The 20,831-nt window shown below is 47.7% G+C and carries 20 protein-coding genes; 4 read left to right on the top strand and 16 right to left on the bottom strand.

What is annotated here, in order from left to right; genetic code table 11:
• Positions 1-8: 8 nt before the first annotated feature.
• From GO755_RS15050 to GO755_RS15075, 6 genes are all read right to left on the bottom strand, one after another.
• Positions 9-584, bottom strand: a complete 576-nt coding sequence (locus GO755_RS15050; RefSeq protein ID WP_157586002.1) for a Crp/Fnr family transcriptional regulator — start codon at positions 582-584, stop codon at positions 9-11.
• Positions 585-725: 141 nt separating this feature from the next.
• The gene (locus GO755_RS15055) at positions 726-1,214 is read right to left on the bottom strand and encodes an FKBP-type peptidyl-prolyl cis-trans isomerase (protein WP_157586003.1); all 489 of its coding nucleotides are present in this window, start codon (positions 1,212-1,214) and stop codon (positions 726-728) included.
• A 128-nt stretch (positions 1,215-1,342) separates the two neighbouring features.
• Positions 1,343-1,546 (bottom strand): hypothetical protein, encoded by a 204-nt coding sequence (locus tag GO755_RS15060; protein WP_157586004.1) that lies wholly within the window; start codon positions 1,544-1,546, stop codon positions 1,343-1,345.
• Positions 1,547-1,688: 142 nt separating this feature from the next.
• The gene (locus tag GO755_RS15065; RefSeq protein WP_157586005.1) at positions 1,689-2,483 is read right to left on the bottom strand and encodes a helix-turn-helix domain-containing protein; all 795 of its coding nucleotides are present in this window, start codon (positions 2,481-2,483) and stop codon (positions 1,689-1,691) included.
• Positions 2,484-2,498: 15 nt separating this feature from the next.
• Positions 2,499-3,161 (bottom strand): NAD-dependent epimerase/dehydratase family protein, encoded by a 663-nt coding sequence (locus tag GO755_RS15070; RefSeq protein ID WP_157586006.1) that lies wholly within the window; start codon positions 3,159-3,161, stop codon positions 2,499-2,501.
• Positions 3,151-4,209 carry an SDR family oxidoreductase gene (locus GO755_RS15075; RefSeq protein ID WP_157586007.1) on the bottom strand — a complete coding sequence of 353 codons (1,059 nt, stop codon included), beginning with the start codon at positions 4,207-4,209 and terminating at the stop codon, positions 3,151-3,153. The genes GO755_RS15070 and GO755_RS15075 overlap by 11 nt, the downstream gene beginning before the upstream one ends.
• Positions 4,210-4,407: 198 nt before the next feature.
• On the opposite strand from GO755_RS15075, the gene GO755_RS15080 reads away from it, so the two are divergent.
• The 4 genes from GO755_RS15080 to GO755_RS15095 all read left to right on the top strand — a co-directional run bounded on the left by GO755_RS15080 (position 4,408) and on the right by GO755_RS15095 (position 7,556).
• Positions 4,408-5,244 (top strand): helix-turn-helix transcriptional regulator, encoded by an 837-nt coding sequence (locus GO755_RS15080; protein WP_157586008.1) that lies wholly within the window; start codon positions 4,408-4,410, stop codon positions 5,242-5,244.
• A gap of 12 nt (positions 5,245-5,256) precedes the next feature.
• Positions 5,257-5,703: a hypothetical protein gene (locus GO755_RS15085; protein ID WP_157586009.1), complete on the top strand. Its 447-nt coding sequence runs from the start codon at positions 5,257-5,259 to the stop codon at positions 5,701-5,703.
• A 217-nt stretch (positions 5,704-5,920) separates the two neighbouring features.
• A complete protein-coding gene (locus GO755_RS15090) occupies positions 5,921-6,739 on the top strand; it encodes an SDR family NAD(P)-dependent oxidoreductase (protein ID WP_157586010.1) in 819 nt (272 codons plus the stop codon).
• 10 nt (positions 6,740-6,749) lie between these two features.
• Entirely contained in the window at positions 6,750-7,556 is an 807-nt protein-coding gene (locus tag GO755_RS15095) for an isocitrate lyase/PEP mutase family protein (protein WP_157586011.1), read from the top strand.
• Between the two features lie 126 nt (positions 7,557-7,682).
• Here GO755_RS15095 and GO755_RS15100 read toward each other — a convergent pair whose 3' ends face one another.
• The 10 genes from GO755_RS15100 to GO755_RS15145 form a co-directional block, all read right to left on the bottom strand.
• The gene (locus GO755_RS15100) at positions 7,683-8,258 is read right to left on the bottom strand and encodes a Crp/Fnr family transcriptional regulator (protein WP_157586012.1); all 576 of its coding nucleotides are present in this window, start codon (positions 8,256-8,258) and stop codon (positions 7,683-7,685) included.
• Positions 8,259-8,277: 19 nt separating this feature from the next.
• Positions 8,278-8,853 (bottom strand): dihydrofolate reductase family protein, encoded by a 576-nt coding sequence (locus tag GO755_RS15105; protein WP_157586013.1) that lies wholly within the window; start codon positions 8,851-8,853, stop codon positions 8,278-8,280.
• A 106-nt stretch (positions 8,854-8,959) separates the two neighbouring features.
• Entirely contained in the window at positions 8,960-9,661 is a 702-nt protein-coding gene (locus GO755_RS15110; RefSeq protein WP_157586014.1) for a DNA-3-methyladenine glycosylase family protein, read from the bottom strand.
• Between the two features lie 126 nt (positions 9,662-9,787).
• Positions 9,788-10,300 (bottom strand): methylated-DNA--[protein]-cysteine S-methyltransferase, encoded by a 513-nt coding sequence (locus tag GO755_RS15115; RefSeq protein WP_157586015.1) that lies wholly within the window; start codon positions 10,298-10,300, stop codon positions 9,788-9,790.
• A gap of 38 nt (positions 10,301-10,338) precedes the next feature.
• On the bottom strand, positions 10,339-11,799 hold the full coding sequence (locus tag GO755_RS15120; RefSeq protein WP_157586016.1) for an MFS transporter: 1,461 nt from the start codon (positions 11,797-11,799) through the stop codon (positions 10,339-10,341).
• A 1-nt stretch (position 11,800) separates the two neighbouring features.
• Positions 11,801-12,364 (bottom strand): TetR/AcrR family transcriptional regulator, encoded by a 564-nt coding sequence (locus GO755_RS15125; RefSeq protein WP_198174841.1) that lies wholly within the window; start codon positions 12,362-12,364, stop codon positions 11,801-11,803.
• Positions 12,365-12,706: 342 nt separating this feature from the next.
• Positions 12,707-12,991 (bottom strand): hypothetical protein, encoded by a 285-nt coding sequence (locus GO755_RS15130; RefSeq protein WP_157586018.1) that lies wholly within the window; start codon positions 12,989-12,991, stop codon positions 12,707-12,709.
• Between the two features lie 613 nt (positions 12,992-13,604).
• Positions 13,605-14,765 carry an iron-containing alcohol dehydrogenase gene (locus tag GO755_RS15135; protein WP_157586019.1) on the bottom strand — a complete coding sequence of 387 codons (1,161 nt, stop codon included), beginning with the start codon at positions 14,763-14,765 and terminating at the stop codon, positions 13,605-13,607.
• A gap of 154 nt (positions 14,766-14,919) precedes the next feature.
• Positions 14,920-18,360, bottom strand: a complete 3,441-nt coding sequence (locus tag GO755_RS15140; RefSeq protein ID WP_157586020.1) for a sensor histidine kinase — start codon at positions 18,358-18,360, stop codon at positions 14,920-14,922.
• Between the two features lie 199 nt (positions 18,361-18,559).
• Entirely contained in the window at positions 18,560-20,764 is a 2,205-nt protein-coding gene (locus tag GO755_RS15145; protein WP_157586021.1) for a prolyl oligopeptidase family serine peptidase, read from the bottom strand.
• Positions 20,765-20,831 lie beyond the last annotated feature (67 nt).

Consider the following 20,831-nt stretch of genomic DNA (forward strand, 5'->3'; position numbering starts at 1 on the left):
TAAAGAAATCAGGATTGTGACCATTTTTTGCGGATACGGCTTAGTTGGGTAGGCGTAATACCCAAATACGATGCAATGTGGTACTGCGGAATTTGCTGTTCCAGTTCTGGGTACTTTTCCTGAAAAAGCCGATACCGGCTTTCTGCATCCAATAGTACGATTTCGATTTCTTTCTGCTCTTTCTCAACAAAATACTGTTCGGCAAAGCGTCGGCCAACGCGTTCTAACTCAGGATACGTATCATATAGAGCGGTGAACATCTGATAGTTAGCCTGAAGAAGTTCGCAGTCGGTTAATGCCTGTTGACTAATCTGATTCGGTTTGCCGGTAATCAACGACGTATAGCCACCTACAATGGAAGGCGATACAAAGAAATGTTTATTGTATTCGGTACCCTGCGGATCGCGATAAAAACCGCGAATCACTCCCGATTGTACAAATGCAAACTGAGTGGCCAGTTGACCCTCTTCTATAAAATAATCGCCTTTTTCCAACCGAGTTTCGGTAAACAGAGGTTCTATTCGTTGCCACGTTAAATCGCTGATGGGCGAGAGCGTGTAAAGAAATTGCTTTAACGTGATCAAAGTTGTGCCAGGCAAGAATTGCGTTTTCTATAAGGTTGGATACTCATCGACCGGGGAATTAATAGGGCATCAGGCTTAGGAGCATTACCGGCCAGTATTACTAGATGGCTTACTGTAAATCCTATAGTCAGTAGGTCTGACTTATTGAATGGAAAGCAGATCGATCTGGAAGACAAGAATCGAATTGGCAGGAATATCCCCCTGTTCCTGAGAACCATACGCTAGCGAAGGGGGCAAATACAGCGTAATGCGTCCACCGGGTGCAATTAGGGGAATGCCCTCCTGCCAACCCACAATCAGTTGATTGAGCCCAAAGCTGATGTCCTGCCCACTGTCAAAGCGGGTGCCATTGGTTAAATGCCCATCATAATTAACGCTGACGTTGGAGCAGACAGTCGGTTTAGCCCCGCTCCCAGGCGTTTGAATGGTGTAATAGAAACCCCGCTTATCGGCAGTAGCCTTAATTCGGTTCGACTCAATGAACGCTTTGAGCCGGGCGATCTCCTCGTCGGGTGCCTTCGTGGTAACGGCTGTTGACTCGCAAGGAGCCTGGTTCGCAGACTGACAACTCGTTAAGAGCCATAGGCTGGCCAGCCCGATTATAATAGCCTTCGATAGGATTCTAGACATAGCCGCAAGGTAGGGCTTTTCTCAAAGAAAACGACCACAGAAAAAGGACAGGGTACAGAATCGAATCGATTAAACACTTATGAATCAAACACTTCGGCTACCTATTACTCTTTATAGTTTTATTAATTTCATGCCTGAGCCATGAATAAATCCTTGATCAGGTGCAAGGTTTTAAGGCTGGACTCATTGCCATTTTTAGCCCCGTTCATAGCCAGATTTATACAGTTTCGCAGATTCTTGGAGTTGCTCCAATGAGAATAGGGTTGGATTGACTGCGATACCATACCAGCACCATAAAAATCAAGTAGTTCGTCAAAATTGGGCCTAATCATTAATAGTAAACTAGTTTAGATATTGATCAGTATTAAAATTGCTAATGTTTCCTCTACTCAATTAACCAATACTATTTAGACTTAAAAACTATAAAATGGTAACAAAAAAAAAATAAACAGACAAAAAACGTATGCTCATGGACTAGCTGTTTGATTTTTTCAGCTGAGTTGGGGGATGCCCAAATAACTTTTTGAATGAATAGGAAAAATGGGAGAAGTCTTCAAAACCTAAGTCAAGATAGATGTCTGAAGGTTTCTTTTGTTCTTTTTCAATAAGAAAATAAGCTTCTTCAAGCCGCTTTTGCACTAGCCAATGGCTTGGTGTTGCCTTAAAAATCTTCTCAAAATCCCGTTTAAACGCCGATAGGCTACGTCCTGTCAAGTAGGCAAATCGCTCTATACTAACATTGAACCTGAAATTGCGGTGCATGAATTCTTCCAGATCTATTTTTTCAGGATTGCTGAAATCGAATAATATATTAGCCAGTTCGGGATTCGCTTTCAGTAGGATGAGAAGTAGTTCATTCCGCTTAACATCCAGAAACTGTTCATCGATAGTGCCCTGATCGGTAAAGTAAGGCGCTAGCGAAGTGATAAAGTTTTCAATTAACGGATTCCTGGCCAAAGGGATAAATGCATCGGTCCGTTTCTCCTTTTTTATTGAGTAGGTATGCGTGTCGAAAAAAAACTTCAGGAAATCCTGCCCAAAGAGGATAACAATTTTTTTAAACACGCCATTATCAGGCAGCTTGCTGTATTTGGCCAGACGGTTTCTTCTGGTTAGTACACATTCTCCCGCCTGTAGTTTGTATTTTTTTTGTCCATCATAACCTTCCATCGATCCAGATACTACGTATAAGAAGGAATGGTTGGGTATAAATTGTTCTTTCGAAAAGGAGGGACTTACATAGCAAGCCGATATAGTCGTTTCGTTCATGTGATTTTAGGTTGGTTACTGTCTTGCTAATACCTGAATGTCTTTGACTTCAAGAATTTGTTTGGAATAGCCCTTCAGAACACTATTAATCATAGCCTGCCCAACTTCGCGCATTGTGCAAGCCCACTTAGGAAACAAGACAAGCCATACCGGATAGAGCCGTGCGAAGACTTTGTAAATCGTGGTTACATTCTTCTGCCCAGCCATTGGTTTCATAAACCCAGGTCTGAAATTGTACACGTTTTTAAATGGTAGCCGCATCAATGCATTTTCAGTCCTGCCTTTTACGCGAGCCCACATCACGCTTCCTGTCTCTGAACTGTCCGTCCGATTGCCGGATACGAAGTTAAAGATCATATTGGGGTTTATTGCTGCCAGTTTTTCCGCAAACGGTACGACAACATCATACGTCTTTTTGGTAAATTCTTCTTCCGAAACACCAACCGAACTAACGCCTGCGCAATAAAAACACGCATCATAGCCTGTCAACTGCTCTGAAAAGGCAGTTAAGTCCGAAAAATCGGGAACAAGCAACTCTTGTAATTTGGGGTGTTTCAATGGGCTATGTCGCCGGTTAACCATGAGCACCTGTTTTACATCAGCGTGTTCCAGGCACGTCAAGATCACACCCTCGCCAACTAAACCGGTTGCCCCCGTAACAATTACCTTAATTTCCATTAGCGTGTGTTTTTACCAATCCAAAACGCAGTAAACTTTCCGCTGTATCGACAATGGCCTCTTCATTAGAACGAGGGGACCAACCCAATAAGCGCTTCGCTTTTTCGCCACTCGCATCCATATATTGACCAAGCATGGGAATGAGCATTTTTAACGTGGGATTTCTTAAGGCTACAATACGTAGTAACCAGTTTGGAATTTCTCTTGCTGGCACTCTTTGGGCCCAAGCACCCAGTCGCCGTCTCAATACGTTCGCAATGTCTAATAATGTCAGGCTGGCACCCGAAACAGCCAGAAATCGTTCGCCATTGGCGGCAGGATGCGTCATGGCCAAGAGATGCAAACTAGCTACATCCCGAACATCGATATAACAGGAGCTGATTTTAGGACAGGCTGCTATTTCGCCGTTCAGCATTCGTTTCGTTAGTTGAATGGAATGCGAAAAATCGGGGCCTAAAACAGGCCCTAAAACGCCTACGGGATTGACTGCGGCAAGCTCTAATCCGTTGCCTTCTTTAGCGATAAAATCCCAGGCAGCTCGTTCGGCTAACGTTTTTGATTTCTGGTAAGCGGGTGTACTGTCATCCAAAATAGACCAATCCGTTTCGGTAAAAGGGGTAGTCCGGTGTTTATGGCCAATCCCGATGGCCCCGAATGCAGAGGTTAATACAACCCGTTTCACGTTGGCATCCCTCGCGGCTCGAAGTACACGTAATACACCCTCACGGGCAGGAATAATGAGTTCGTCCTCGTGTTTGTAGTCATTAAGTGGTGTTGGAGAAGCGATGTGTAAGACATATTCACAGCCCGCTACTGCTTCTGCCCAGCCAGCATCGGCGCCAAGGTCGGCGGTTACAAACGACAAATTTTGGCCTGCATCAACGCCACCTTCTTTAAGCATAGCACGAACTTCGTCTTCACGCTTCAGGGAGCGCAACGTTGCCCGTATTCGATACCCGGCGTTTAGCAACTGGATCATACAATGTACGGCAATAAATCCTGAACCGCCTGTTACGAGTACTGTTTTGTCTACAGTTGATTTTTTCATTTCTCATTGAATTTAGACGACAAAGTTCCGCCCTGGCGGTGTAAACCATTGTGTTGAAAAGTCCAATGAATTGTGTTGTAAAGTTCAAATGAGAACAGTATTAATTTCTGCTATTTTTAACTTGACTGGCTGAGTAATGTCTCACTAACTCCTTCTTTGGTTTCAGCCGATAATTCGAATAATTCGTACTTTTCTGGAATGAGTATCGTCGAATTTTTACCGGGCGCCGACTGGCGTGAACATATCGCTGCCTATTGGGTGCGAAAAACGGAGCCGGATACAGGACCTTCCGGCAGACGGGTCTATGCCGATGGTTGCGCCGACCTAATTTGCAATGCAGGGGAAAATACCGCCTATTTTTATCCGATGGCCCGCAGGCATAAAGTTATTCCTTTATACCCAGGACGATTATACCTTGGCGGAACGATGACGGCTTATGGGGTACTCAGGAGCGATGCGGGGTGCTTGTTGACAGGCATTCGCTTTTGGCCAGGCGGATTTTATGCCCTGTTCTCGCAAACCATGCAGGTGGCGGTCGATTCGCTCATTGAATTTCCCGAAGGAGAACTGTGCACGCTGATGCGACATCCGGAGAATTTGGCTACAAGACTGGATCGATGGTTGGGCGATCGGTCAGCACCCGGCGCGTTGCGGAACACAGGTGGATATGATTTCGCGTTTCTCCGAAAACGAATGTATGATTCGGGAGGTCAGACGTCGGTAGAAGCGTTGGCAGAGGACATGCACGTAAGCAACCGAACGCTGGAGCGCATTTTCAAAAAAAACGTCGGTATTCCACCTAAGGAATTCCTGCGGATCGTTCGTTTCCAGGAGGTGTTGAGCCGTTTGCGGAAGGCATCAGGCAAACATGACTTACCGGAGGCATCCAGGGAAAGCCTCTTACACATCGCCTACGATCTGGGCTATTTTGACCACGCTCACCTCACCCATGAGGTTAAAAAATATGCGGGTATTCTTCCTTCTGAATTGTCGCATTTTTACAAAACAGGACTATCTGGCGGTCAGTACTTTTGACCTAAAAAATATATGGTTATTCTTGTTACAGGGCTGATCGCTGGCAGCCTGGATTTTGGCGCAGCTTTGCTGCTCTTTGTTTCCCTGAGTAAGCAAAAGCCTTCGCTCTTGTTGAGATATATTACCAGTGCTGCTTTGGGGCCCAGGGCATTCAGTGGAGGCTCTGGAATGGTGCTTCTGGGTCTCTGCTTCCATTACCTCATTGCATTATGGTGGACTGCCCTGTATTTTGCTGTTTTTCCACGGTTGTTTCCGTGTGGCACGGCTGTTCTTACCAATGCGGTCGTATACGGGATGTTTGTCTGGGTGATCATGAACCTTGTGATCCTTCCGCTTTCAAAGGCTGAACCCAGGCCGTTTTCGCCCTTAATGGCAATGATCAACATCTTCATCCTGATCATTGCCATCGGATTGCCCTGTGCCTATGCAGCCAAACTTTATCCATTGTCTGGGCTTTAAGATCCATTACAGTTAATTGGAATTTCCAGCTCCATCATCTTTCCAAAATGTGACGTACATCACAAAATTGAAGCCCTTCTTTCAATGTGATGTACGTCACACAATCGCCCCGGTTTCCCATTCCACTTTTGTGTCGTAATCGAAACGATGGCAACGCATTAATAAATCAGGACGCCATTGTTCGAACCATCTTCTAACGACAGAAAATCACAAAACAATGGCAAAGACAATTTTCATTACAGGCGCTTCAAAGGGATTTGGTAAAATCTGGGCTAAAGCTTTTTTAGAACGTGGCGATAACGTAATAGCTACCGCACGGAATCTCGATAATCTGGACGATTTGGTTCAGAAATACGGCGAACGTGTTTTCCCGATTCAATTGGATGTAAACGATCGTGATGCAATTTTCGCGGCTGTACAGAAAGGGAAAGATTACTTCGGCAGGATCGACGTATTGATCAACAATGCGGGTTTTGGTCTGTTTGGCGCGGTTGAAGAAACCACCGAAAAACAAGCTCGTGATCAGATGGAAACGAATTTCTTCGGCCTGTTATGGGTAACTCAGGCTATCATTCCTATCATGCGTGAGCAGAAAAGTGGGCACATTATTCAGTTATCGAGTGTCTTGGGTGTGGTGACGTTCCCAACGCTCGGTTTATATAACGCGTCGAAATTCGCCGTAGAAGGGTTGACCGAATCGCTGGTACAGGAAGTAGCTCCGTTCGGTATCAAGGTGTCCATGCTTGAACCAAACGCGTTCTCCACTGACTGGGGTGGTTCATCGGCTGTGCATACAGAATCGAACCCGCTTTATGAAAAAGTAAAAGCGGACCTGTTCGCCAGCTTCACACCCGATTTCTTTGGTGATCCGACAACAACAACCGCTGCTGTTTTGAAACTGGTCGATAGCGAAAATCCACCTTTACGCCTATTCCTGGGCAAAATAGCCTATCCTGCTGTGAAGCAAAACTATGAAGCGCGCTGGGCTGAGTGGAATGAATGGAAACAGGTTTCAGACGAAGCACACGGATTCTAAAAAGACGATCATGAATACAGTTGACAAATTTATCAGCCTGCACCGGCAAGCGAAACCGCTCATATTACCCAATGCATGGGACGCGGCCAGCGCAAAAGTCATCGAAGCTTCCGGAGCACTGGCCATCGCGACAACAAGCGCCGGAGTGGCCTGGTCGTTGGGGTATCCCGACGGCTATAAGATGAGCGCAATCTTAAACGCACAGGTAGCTCAACACATAGCACGTGTCATTAACATACCGCTTTCCGTCGATTTTGAAAATGGCTATAGTGATGATCCGTCAGTCGTAGCAGAAAATGTCAAGCTGCTGCTCGACGCCGGTGTTGCCGGGATTAATATCGAAGATGGACTGGACAGTCCGGATCTGCTGGCGAGAAAGATTGAAGCGATACGACGTACTGCTGAACGCTATGGCTCGAACTTGTATATCAATGTCAGAACCGACGTCTACCTAGCATCGCTCGTACCTGCTGGCGATCGCGTTCGGGAAACAATCAAACGGGAAAAACAATATGCGGCTGCTGGGGCCAGCGGTTTATTCGTGCCGGTTATTACGAATGGAGAAGAGATCGCCCGGATCGCAGAAAACACTACTTTACCCTTAAATGTGATGGCTATGCCCGGTTTACCTAAAGCGGACAGGCTCGCCGATTTAGGGGTAAAACGATTAAGCGCAGGTACTGGCGTATCTCAAATTATCTGGCAGACTGTAGCCCGCGTCGCCAACGCATTTTTGGCCAATGGCGATTCCGCCGTTTTTGCTGAGGACTCTATGCCTATTGGTAAACTTCAGGGGTTGTTTTGGGATGGGGAATAATCTGAATTATGGATAATTAATTTTTGTCATGCTGACGAAGGAAGCATCTCAAGGTATCCTTATTTGAAGGTTGAGAAATCTTAAGATGCTTCCTTCGTCAGCATGACAAAAATCCGGAAAATGGCACTAACCATTCCGCTTAAGCCGACTCAATGTTTCCCTTGAAACGCCCAGATAAGCTGCTATTAGTTGTTTGGGTACGAGGTTGTACAGTTCAGGATACTGTTTCAGCAATTCCTCGTATCGACCTTGTGCATCGTTATTCATAAAGGAAAGCAATCGTTTGTGCGCAGCCACATATCCTTTATTCGTTCTTAATCGAAAGAAACGTTCAAATTGATGCAATTCATCACACAGCTTTTCCCGATCATCGCTGCTTAGGCAAAGCACTTCTGCATCCGTTACGCAGTCTACGGTTATGGTTGCTTTAAGATGATACGTCAATGCATTATAATCAGAAGCCCACCAGTTCGGCATGGCAAACTGAAGAATGAACATTTTCAGGTCGTCATTCATATAGAATGATTTCAGGCAACCACTTAGGACGAAATATTCGGCATCAACCGCATCACCAGGGGAAATGATCGCTTGTCCTTTTTTAAATGAAAGTGGCTTAAAATGGGAGAAAACGTAAGCAAACTGTTCGTCTGTAAGGCTTATTGTTTTGAGCAAATGTTGTTTTAACAGTTCGTCAGCTTGCATGAAATTACGTGTTAGGTACTTAAGCTCGCAGTGGCCCAACGTACCGATAGGTAGTTAAACTTACACCTGTTGGCGTGGTCATCGTGCTGACATAAGCGAGTTCACGCGCGTCGGCACTTTCCGAAAAGAAGCGTTTGCCTTTGCCCAACAAGATTGGATAAACGATCAGCACAACTTCGTCGGCCAACCCCTGCTCGAGCAACACAGATATCAGCGTTGAACTCCCGCAAACAATCAGATCAGGGCCGTCTGTCGCCTTGAGATCGCGAATACCCGCTACGATGTCCGTGCCTAAGTCTTTGACAGGTCCCCATTCGAGGCTATCCGGCCTGTGTGTAGCAACGTATTTCGTTGCAGCATTCAAACTGTTCGCTATTGGAATATCTCCGGCCTTGGGCCAGAACTCAGACCAGCTATCGTAGGTCCGACGACCCAGCAGCAGATCAAAGTTACTGCCGTATGATTGACGGACGGCTTCTAATCCGGCCGGAGTTCGATAGGGTGTCGTCCATCCGCCATGTGTGAAGTTTTCGTCATTTTCATGCTGCATTACACCGTCCAGCGAGATGTGTTCTACGATTCTGATCGTTCTCATTTTGTTCGTTTTTCGTTTACTGTGTACACAAAGTTAACCCCTATTAGATACATATATGAGGGGCAATCGAGACAAAATGAGGGTGTTTTGCGCCTACCTATGGGAGCTATTTTCTCTTGGTATTCGACAGGTAATAATGCCAAAGCATCATGCAGGCTACCGACCGAAACGGCTCCCAACGTTCACTGATTTCGAGGATTTCTTCTCTTGTCGTAGAGGGAGCAAGCTGTTTCAGACGCTTTAACGCATTGACGGCAGCCAGATCACCAATCGGGAAAATATCGGCCCGCTGAAGGGTGAACATCAGATACACATCGATGGTCCAGTTGCCTATACCTTTCAACCAGATGAGTCGTTCGCGCACCTCATCGTTGGTCAGTTTGGCAAGCTCCTCAAGATTGATCTCTCCGTTTGTTATGGCCTGTGCCAATCCTCTTAGGTAACCCATTTTTTGGCGACTGACAAAGCAAGCCCGCATCTCTTCGTCGCTAAGCTGAAGCACGGCGTCTGGCGTAATCTCTGTCGTTTTCTCTTTCAGCTTATTCAGAGTAGCCAAAGCCGATGCCAGCGAAACCTGTTGTTCCAGGATGATGTGCACCAATGTCTCAAACGTATTTTCCCGTGTCCACATCGGCGGATAGCTGTGCGCATCCAGAATCGCTTTTAGATCATCGTCCTGACTAGCCAGGTGCTCACATAGCTCGTGGTAGTTTTCGAGATTGAAGGTGATGGGGGTTGTTTCAGAGGCTAGGGTTGTGCTTTTCACGAGGTACTTTTTATAGAGAAACTTGACGGTATTTTTTGTCATTCTGACGAAGGAAGAATCGTAAACTATCCTTATTTGAGGGTAAAGAATCACTAAGATTCTTCCTTCGTCAGAATGACAAAAACGCTCATTGAAATGGTTATTTTCAAAAATCAAAACCTACCTCAATTAAAAAAGCGTTGGCGCTCTATGACTATTCTCCAGATTAAGCAGGGTCGATTTGTTGCCCAGGCCACCGGCAAAACCAACCAGTTTTCCGGATGCGCCCACCACTCGGTGACAGGGAACAACAATGGATATAGGGTTCTTATTTAAAGCACCACCAACTGCACGTACCGCTTTTATGTCGCCAAGCATGCGAGCAAGATCACCATATGTTTTGGTTACGCCATACGGAATACCAAGCAGTGCTTCCCAAACCTTAACCTGGAATTCGGTTCCATTGAAATCAAGCGGAATGTCGAAAACCGTTCTCTTTTTCTCGAAATATTCGGTCAGTTGTTGCTCGGTTTGTACCAGTATCGGGGCCTCATCATCTCGTTCAGGCGTTGGTAGTTTTGTTCGTTTATAATCTTCGCCTTCCCATAGTATAGCCGCAAGACCAGTATCGGTAGCGACAAGCCGAATAAAACCTACCGGCGACGATACGTCTTTATATACCAGCCTTTTATGTTCTTTCATATTTTTACTTTCAAGGCGTTTTTCGTCAGCTTTCTCCGTTACTCTGCGGGCACAAACTGCTCTTCAAATTTTGCATCTGATGGAGAATTAGTGCCTGAGGAGTTTGCGTTCTGCAACTGACTTTGCTTTCCATCAGGAAGCAGATATAACATAATTCCTACCAGTACTACACAAACCAATAAGCCTATTGTACCGGCATGATAAGCAGCTTGCCAGCCGTCTTTGGAGAAATAGAAGAAGACGCCCCCAATGATACTGACACCCAGAGCTGACGCTGTTTGCTGAAAGGTTGAATAAATCCCTGCTGCTGCACCTGCGTATTGAGCCGGTACGTTTTTGAGTGCCACATTCAACAGCGATGGCAGCACAAGCCCGTTTCCAAGTCCCCATATACCCATTAATCCGACAATCAGCCAGGGACTTATTCCTGGTTCCCAAAGCGTCATCTGCAAGTAGAACGCGACGCCCAGAAGAACAACACCGACTTGCAAAACGCGTTTTCCAAACCTAACGATCAGTTTGGACGCCATTACTGAAGATGCAATAAACAGGATACCTGGAACGATGAAGTATAACCCGCAATACAAAGCAGAAACACCGAGGCCATTTTGAAGATAGACCGCACTCAATAGCAGATAAGCGGTATGCAGCATGAAATGAAACAGGACCGCCACTAATCCGATGTTGAAACTGTTGATTTTAAACAACCGCACATCGATCAACGGATTCTCGCCATTGGCAAGTTTCTGTTTTTGATTGGAAATGAAATAGGCGAAAACACCGAACGACAGAGCCAGCAATCCGAAACTCCACAAAGGCCAGCCAGCTTCGCGGCCTTGAATCAAAGGATAAATGAGACAAAACAGGGCTACTGTCAGAATCAAGATGCCCGAATAGTCAAATTTTGCGCCTTGATCGCTCTTTGTTTCAGTCACGTACTTGTGTGTTGCCCAAAGTGTCAGGATACCAATAGGCAGGTTGATAAAGAAGATCAATCGCCAGCCTTCTATGGCCCAATGCGTATCAGACAGGTAACCGCCTAATACTTGCCCGATGGCGGCAGCGGTACCGAGTGTAATTCCATAAAGGCCGAATGCTTTTGCCCGGTCTTTGGTGTCCGTGAAAAGTACCTGTATAAACGCAATTGTCTGAGGCACCATAAAGGATGCGCTCAAGCCCTGAAAGAATCTCGTTACGTTTAGTTGCAGCGCGGAGGTCGATAAGCCGCATAAACAGGACGCAACCGTGAACGCAAACATCCCCCAGAAGAAGACCTTCTTCCGCCCAAAATGATCACCAGCCCGCCCGCCCGTTATCAGGAAGGCAGCATATCCAAGTAGGTAACCTGCTATAACCAACTGGATTTCAGCGTCTGTAGCATGAACTCCTTTTTTAATAGTCGGTATCGCTATGTTAATAATGAACACATCGATTACCGACAGTAAAGGCGCTGACAACACAATGATCAGCTCCAACCATTTGTTTTTCACCTCGTTCATCTTAGATCAGTTTTTGAATGATTTGTTTTGCCGATTGTAGTTCGGTGGGTTGCTTGAATACCGAGGCTGCCGCTATTGCCCCTTCTAACGTGATGAATATCAACTCTGCCAGTTCCTGGTCGGTCAATAGCTTTTTATGGCCCGAGTTAACAACAAGCGTTTTTATGAAGTCTTTGCTATGCTGCTTTGTCAGCTGAATTTCCGCTAACACACGTGGATCACTCGTACCTGCTTCGTCATTTGCCTTTATAAAGGGACATCCGCCAAACTGCCGGATTTCCTGACGCTCTACATGGTGGTCAAAAAGCGCCAATAACTTGTCTTTCGGATCGGCCACCTCATTTACGGCATTCTCAATCCGGTTAAACCAGCGTTCGTGGGTGCGTTGAATATAGGCAACCAACAGATCCGTCTTTGTGTCAAAATGTTTGTACAAGGACGCCTTTGCGATATCAGCCTCTTCGATGACCTGATTAATCCCCGTATTGCTATACCCTTGCGCATAGAAAAGTCGCTCGGCGGTATCGAGTATTTTGTCAACGACCACTTGTCCTCTCTGTTTCATGACACAAAGATAAGCCATAAATAGACAAATCTGTCTATTTATGAAAAATTATTTTTGCCGAACATATATACTTCTGCTCGGACAAGCTCTTTTTAATCGAGGAGGGGAAGTCAGCTTACCTGGCACGGTACCAACAACTTGATTAATACCGAATACCGTTGTTTTGAAACCTTCAAGAGTGATGCGTTTTCAGTGACGAAGCCGGTGTATTTAGCCGCATCCGACCAGTTACAATTTTCCTTCATTAAGAAGATGCACATCAAAGGGATAAGTGCAAATAAAAACGAGCCCGGTTAGACTACCGGGCTCGTTTATTTATAGTAATTAACTGACTACCTATTCTTACGAATGCACTGCAGCAAGCCGTGGCTCTGCGATAGCTTCAGTAGCATAGGGTCTTGCCTGATAACCGCTACTAAGCCCGACCGCTATCCATAATATATCGCCTACAGTTAACTCTGTGCCCGAAAAGAAACCATACTCGGGTGTTCGAAACAGATTCTCGCCATGGGGAATAAGTCGAAACCACTCCTCGTCACCAATCTCGTTAAACTCATGGGTAGCAACATATTGCAATACGTCCCCTTGGGTAAGGGTAGGAATGGAATTATTGGCCTCGGTGATCATGACGGTATTATTTAAAGATATTTTTTACCTATATAACGAAATAAGGAGACACAACGTTTAAAAAAGCTCATAAAACCGAAAAAGATCTAACAAAAAAAACGGACCCCTAGAGCGGTCCGGTAAATTCGTCAGCAGCTTACTTAGCTAACTATTAAGCCGTTACTGCCGGTGAATACGCGACGGCAACGGGACTTAAAACGGTGTATTCTATCAGTTATTTCTTTTTGATAAGAGCCACTAATTTTCTGATCTGAACAAACATAGGGGACGTATCAGAATAACCCGGCCCGTAAAGATACTGCCCCAGCTGATATGAGGCAGAATTATGGCAAGCAACATTAGCCGTACATTCGTCATGGATTTCATAGTCATCAATCGGTTTGGGTTCGATGGACTAAAATTCCGCTTCGGCAAGGGCTAATGAAATAGTTAGCTCTAACGATTTTGAGTCTTAGATTAGGTCGCACTACATGATAGCTGGGAGGGCTGCTCAAGGGCGACCAGGTCAGGGTGGAAATACAAGTCCAGGTTTATTATCGTAGAACGCACAAGGGTGTTGACAGGCTCGGCCCACCCACTCGTCCTAAATTCCGACAAAAGCATAGCGGATGCTTTACCAGGCTTGTCGGTAGAGTGCCACGATCTGGTTGGCCGTTGGTACGGTCGGGTTGTTTTGGGGACTACCCGAGGCCAGCGCGTCGGCAGCCATTTTTTCCAGTACCTGCTCAAAGGTGGATTGATCCACACCCACACAATCCCGTAGTCGGGGAATTTTTAACGACCGATTTTGTCGTTCCAAACCAGCTACTAAAGCAGCACTAGCAGCTTCATCAGACTCATCGACCTGAGCAATGTCCATTGCCCGGGCTATCATAGCGTATCGCTCTAGCGCACCAGAGACCGAAAATTGGGTTACAGTCGGCAATAAAACTGCATTACTTAAGCCGTGTGGCAGATGAAACTGCACACCCAGGGGCCGACTCATGCCATGTACTAAACATACGCTACTATTCGTAAAGGCAAGCCCACCCAGGCAGGCTGCCAGTGACATTCCTTCGCGAGCTTCCCGGTGAGTGGGCTCCTGCCAGGCCGTCTGCAAGTGTTTGGAAACTAGCTCGATGCACGACAAAGCAAGTGGATCGCTCAGGACATTTGCTTTCTGCGAGACATACGCTTCCATACCATGAGTGAGCGTATCAACCCCAACGTGAGCGGTCAAAGCCGGGGGCATAGAGAGCGTGAGTTCGTAATCAACCAGCGCTATGGCAGGCATAAGGTGGGCATCCAGAATCATCATCTTCACATTCAGCTCAGTGTCGGTGATGACGGTTACTTTAGTGGCCTCACTGCCCGTTCCGGCGGTGGTCGGGATGGCAATTACAGGCAATCCGGCGTTCGGAATTTTATGATACCCCATATACTTGTGCAAAGGGCCTTCATTCGTTCTCAACACGGCAATGGCTTTGGCAGCATCAATCGAACTCCCCCCTCCTACTGCCACAACGACATCGGCATCGTGTTTAGTCAACTCAGCCAGGCCGTCCAAAACCGTCTGAACAGTTGGATCGGGCTGTACAGCGCTGAAAACCGCTACGGCAAGACCTGCCTGGTGAAGCGGTGCAGCCAATGCCTGCACTAACCCCGTACTCTCGATAAACGGATCGGTTACGAAGAAGACCCGCCGGGCGCCGATCCGGGTAAGTTGGGGAAGCAATTCACGGCTGGCCCCAGCGCCATGAATAATTGTTTGGGGAGCGTTGAACAGATAACTCATAATTTCCGCCTTGTTGATAGCGAATGAGCCATGGCAGCAATGCCAGGTTTTTGTAGGAGTAAAATTGCACTATTTAGGCAGTATCAGCTTACGTTTTAGCAGATATTAATTCATATGTTTCCAACCAGGTGTACTATTCGGATAGTTTCTTAGGTCAATGAGTGGTCGGCAACTGAATAATAAACTCAGTACCCTTTCCTTCCTGACTTTCCACCAGCAATGAGCCGTGATGCCCCTTGGTTATAATATCATACGAGAGTGATAACCCCAAACCGGTTCCTTCGCCCGTGGGCTTGGTGGTAAAGAAAGGCTGGAAGATTTTGGCTTTGATCGAGTCAGAAATACCCGTACCGTTGTCAATTATCCGAATCTGAACCTGCCCATTAACCTGAGTGGTCCTTACAGTTACTGTAGGTTGATAGCCGGTCGGAGCGGCTTTCTGTCTTTCCCATACGGCATAAAACGCGTTGTTGTACAGATTCAAGAGCACTCGGCCAATCTCCTGAGGAACCACCCCGACCTTTCCTATTTCAGCCCCAAAATCTGTTTTCAATTCGCAGTTAAACGACTTGTCTTTAGCTCGAAGGCCCTGGTAAGCAATTTTGAGGTATTCTTCGGCTAAGGCGTTGAGGTCTACGAGCCGTTTTTCGCCCGTTTCGGTACGGGAGTGTTCGAGCATGCCGCGTACAATGCTACTGGCTCGTTCGCCATGGTGTTTGATTTTTTTGAGATTACTGGTGAGGTCGCCCAGAATTTCGCCTGCGTAGCCTTTTTCGGAGTCGGATAGTTTCTGAAAGGGCCCTTCCTTCAATTCGTCAATCAGATCGACACTCACTTCGGAGAAGTTATTGACAAAGTTCAATGGGTTTTGGATCTCATGAGCGATGCCGGCGGTCAGTTCACCCAGACTGGCGAGTTTTTCCCGCTGAATAAGCTGGTCCTGCGTGCCTTTAAGTTCCGTCAGAGCGTCGGCCAGGTGGTTGCGCTGGGTTTCGATTTCCTGCTTCTGGTGAATTACTTCTTCCGTGCGCAGGGCAACTTTACGTTCCAGCAGTTGGTTGGTCCGGAGCAGTTGTCGCGACCGATAACGAACCAGTGCCCAGATACTGAGGATTGCCAGCAGGGTATAGAGGGTGTAGGCCCACCAGGTACGCCACCAGGGCGGTAGAATCACCAGCCGAATCTCGGCCCCTTTCTCGTTCCAGACCCCGTCGTTATTCGACGCTTTTACCCGAAAAACATAGTCGCCCGGCGCCAGAAACGAATAGGTGGCCGTGCGCTGTGCTCCGCAGTATACCCATTCGCTGTTCGCACCTTCGAGTTGATAGGCGTACCGGTTCTTCTCTGGCGCGATATAGTTAAGGCCCACGAAATTGAACGAAATTACGTTGTCGTGGTAAGCCAACGTCATGGGCGACAGTGGAAACAGGCGGGTCGAATCCAGCACCCGAACCTGGGTGATGTACACGGGTGGTTTATAGGAATTAGCCCCCATTTCCGATGGCCGAAACACCACAAATCCATTCGTACAACCAAAGGCCAGTTCGCCCGTTGGCGTGCGGGTACAGGCACCCGTGAATTCCCGGCTCAGCAGCCCATCACTGTTATCGAATACCCGAAGTTCGCGCGTTACGGGGTCCAGTCGGCATAATTTTTCACCAGTAGCCATCCAGAGCATTCCCGCCTGGTCGGTAACGAGGGCAAGTACATGATTGTCGGGCAGGCCGTCGTGGATCGTGAAGGTAGAAACGGCAGCTGTTTTTGGGTCAATGCGGAATACTCCACCAATATTGGTCGACACCCAGATTGCTCCGTCGTGGGTTTCGCAGAGTGCCGGCACATCCCGGCTGTACATAATTTTCTGATTTTCAGAATGCTGCGGATGATAACTCACAAACCGACCCGTACGGAAGTCTAGTTTGCAAGGGCCTACGCCCCCCACGGCTACCCAAACGTCACCGGCCCGACTCACCAGGATATCATTGACCTGACCTCCACCTTTGCCGATGGGGCCATCCTTATCGATTGGATAAAGCGTATACCGACCATTGGTCGGATCGAACAGAGCCAGGGTCGACTGACCGCCCACCCACAGCTTCCCTTGCCTGTCTTCTTCGATACTGGTGATGGTAAAGCCAACAGGATACTGCCGAAATTGGCCATTCGCGTCCATAGTGCGTAGTCCCGACGGGGTAGCCATCCAGATTCGTCCGCTCCGGTCGCAATGGATGGTCGAAATCAGATCGGCAGGTGAATGCTCGGTAAGTTTTTTCGGTATCAGCAGGTCAGGCGTGAGCAACTGCGATGTATAATTGACGTAAGTCCGATTGTCCGACAGATGTAATCGAAATATGCCCTCAAAGTAAGGGCGCCTGGCATTGCTGAACCAGATATTTCCCCGTCGATCGGCGGTTAGGGTGCTAATGAAGTTTTCGAACCGGGGCGTCGCGTTGTGGTCTGGAATGGGTTGATAAAAGGCAAACCGGGGCATCAGCATGGAATACCGGTCGATGCCGTTTCTGGTGCCTATCCAGAATGTGCCCCGGTTATCAGCCAGTAACGCCCAGACTGCGTTATGACTCAATGCACCCGCCACATTCGGGTCCGCCTGATAGGTGACGTAGTTGCCGGTTGCGGGGTCAAGCTCAATCAGCCCCCCAAATGTTCCGGCCATCAGGTTATGGTGTTCGTCTTCTGCCAGGCCGTGCGGCAATATTTCCATACCGGTTAGGTATACCTGGCCGGTTGGTATGTAGGTGGTAGCTGTATTGCCCAGGTCGGGCAATGGTGTTTTTCCGGGCAGCAACCGATAAAGCCCTCTTTGTTGGGTCGCTATCCATAGACTATTGTCGGCACCGAGGTACATCGACTCGATAATGGGCTGCTTTTCGGCGGGGTTGATCCCAAAATAATACGGACTGAACTGCCCCGTGCGCCGGTTCATCGTGAACAGTCCGGTAGAGGTACCCACCCACAATGTACCAAACCTATCTTCCTGAATAGACCACACGCGGTCGTCGGCTCCCTTCGCAACAGGTATGTCGTAGAACCGATACTGTTTCGTACGGGGATCGAAGCGGGCCAGCCCTCCTTCTGAGCCAATCCATAGAAAACCCTGTTCGTCTTCAATCATCGTATAGCAGATGTCATAGGGCTTATATTGCTCCGATCGATCTGGTCCTATCCGAAAGTAGTTGACCTGGCCTGTTTTCTTGTTGAGTCGGTGCAATCCTCCGCCAGGGGTAACAAACCAGATTTCACCCGACCGCGACTCCAGCATATCCCAGACCGTATTATGGGCCATGTGGTTGTTTGGGTCGGCTGGGTCGGGTTTATACACGGTAAACGTGTACCCGTCGTAGCGATTCAGGCCGTCGTCAGTGCCAAACCACATAAAGCCTTCCCGATCTTTATAGATACAGAAAATTCTATTATTGGATAAGCCCTGCGAAGTGCTGAGGTGCTCGAACCTCAGTGGATACTGCCCCAGCGGATGCTGCCCATGCGTGAGGGTAGTAACAATCGTAAACAGGACAACAACAAGCAACCGGCAGCAGTATCCAGTGGGGCAGTATCCACTGAGGTATTGATTCATGAGTTCAGGTGGGAAAAAAGGGAAGCCAGCCTCTTCACGTCAAGATTCAGTGGCGATTCGGCTGATTTGCTCATCAAGTTTAGCACGAAGCAGTACATAATCAATGGATTTGCTCAAAAAATTGTCGGCTCCGTCCTACATGACCCGTTGGAATATTGATCTATCAATAATGTAGTGAGATGAGCGAATGAATTTATGTTTATTTTTTCTCCGTCGATGTGGCTTTCGCCCGTACCGACCGGGCATCAGACGGCTGAAAATCCGGGTGCCCCGCCTGCCAGAGCGCAAAGGCATACATGTTAGCGAAGTTGCGAAAAGTCACCGCCTTATCTTCGGTAAAATGGCCATTGTCGTAATTAACCTGCATCAACACAGGTTTGCCCGAAGCTGTAGCGTTTTGCAGCGCAGCCGCAAACTTACCGGGTTGCCATGCCATCACGCGTGGGTCGTTAATGCCACCCACACCAATCACCGCCGGATAGTTCACTCCTTCTTTGACATGGCTCAGGGCATCCATTTCGTAGAGTGCCATACATTCGACGGAGTCCTTAACGGTTCCATATTCGGCAGCATTCACTGGGCCGTCGGTTCCATATTCTGAGCGCAACGTATTACAGTCGGCCACATTACAGATTGCAGCGGCAAACAAATCAGGCCGTTCTGTAATGGCCCGCCCAATCAGGATACCGCCCGCGCTGGTACCTTCGCCAATCAGGTGTTTAGGACTGGTGTATTTTTTATTAATCAGGTATTCGCCACAGGCGATAAAGTCCTTCCAGGTATTGGGCTTGGTAGTTTTATACCCCGCTGTATGCCAGCTTTCACCTTTTTCGCGCCCACCTCGTGGGTGTGTTATCGCCACTACGACACCCTTATTGAGCAGAGCGAGGTAGCGAGGATTAAAAAAGGGCTTTGCCGAAGACCCATACGCTCCATAACCCGTCATATAAGTGATTTGGCTTCCATCTTTTTTCAGTCCTTTCCGGTAAATGAGCGATAAGGGCACCATCACCCCATCGTGGCTTGGAACTTCCAGTTCCTCAACAATCAGATCAGTCACACCCGGATATGTTACCGGCACATTGAATGGACTGGTGCTGAATTGTTTGGTAGCAGGGTCGTAGTCGTACACCGTAGGGGGTTGTTTCCAGGAGCTGATCAACAATAACCCATCATTGCTAATCGGCGAATACGGGCTAAACCGGACTGTACCCGTCAGCGGTAAAGAGACATCCGCCCACTGCGCCGACCGAACATCGTACTGTCGGACATGGTCGTTGATACCATCGTTCAGTTGAACAAAGAGGAAATTTTTCCCTGCGGAGATACCCGTGATCGTCCACTTGCCTTCGGGAAGTAAAACAGTTGCATTCTGCACGCTGGGATGTCGGGCATCTGTTACCAATACCCGGCCTTTGGAGGCTCCTTTATGGCTTTGAAGAAACAACTGATTACCAACTGTGGCGAGGTTATAAACGCTGTCGGTCAGAGTAACAAACCGCTGCCAGCCGATGGTTGGCTGAAGCAGTTCATTGGCGGGGGCCATGAACCCGTTTAGTCGATTATCGGCCGTGGCCAGTATACCAAACAGCATGCTGAAATCATCACTATAAAAAACAAGCGGAAGTTCAGCGGATTTAATACCCAAGGTTGGGTAACGATTCCGGGAAAACAGTTCCGTATCGGTACCAGGCTCCGTACCAATGCGGTGGTAAAATGATTTATTATCGAGGTGAGCGGCTGGTAGTTGGGGGTTATCGGAAGAAAGCTGTTTATAGATAAACCCTTTTCCGTCGGGCGACCAGCCATAATTATCATAGCCAAATACGGCCGTTATACTTTCGGGATAAAACGTTTTGGTGGCCACATCCATAATCCGCATGATCGAGATTTCGGCTCCGCCTTCGGCCAGCCCAATCGTTAGCTTCTGACCATCTTCACTGGGCTGGTAGCCCGACACGGCATATTTTTTTGCTTTGTCGTAGGTGGTTGGATCGAATAAGAGCATCTCCGCGCCCATCTTTCCGTCCCGATAATACAGCTTACTGACGTTCTCTTTGGGTAAGGTTTTGCGGTAAAAGTAGCGATTACCCTTCCGCCTGATATCCGAATAGTTGACTGACTTCAAGGCATCATACCGGACAAACGTATTCACTAAACTGTCGCGGCCCGGAATCTGCGCCAATACGCTATTGCTGTAATCACCCTGAGCTTTAAACCAGTCTTTGGTTTGCTGGCTGTTCATATCCTCCATCCAGCGGTAATTATCGGTGACGACTTTCCCGAAGTAGGTATCGACAACAGGGCGTTTAGGCGAAATGGGGCGGGCAATTTGGCGCTCTGATTGAGCAAGAACCGGGAGTGACAGGCCCAGATAAAGGCTGGCGACAAGGAATGGTTTCATCAACTAGGCGTTTAGGTTAAGATCACTGCCTGTTCATTATTCAAAGGTCATTTTCTGGCCACGATTT

The sequence above is a fragment of the Spirosoma arboris genome (assembly GCF_009754945.1).
GTDB classification, from domain to species: Bacteria; Bacteroidota; Bacteroidia; order Cytophagales; family Spirosomataceae; genus Spirosoma; species Spirosoma arboris.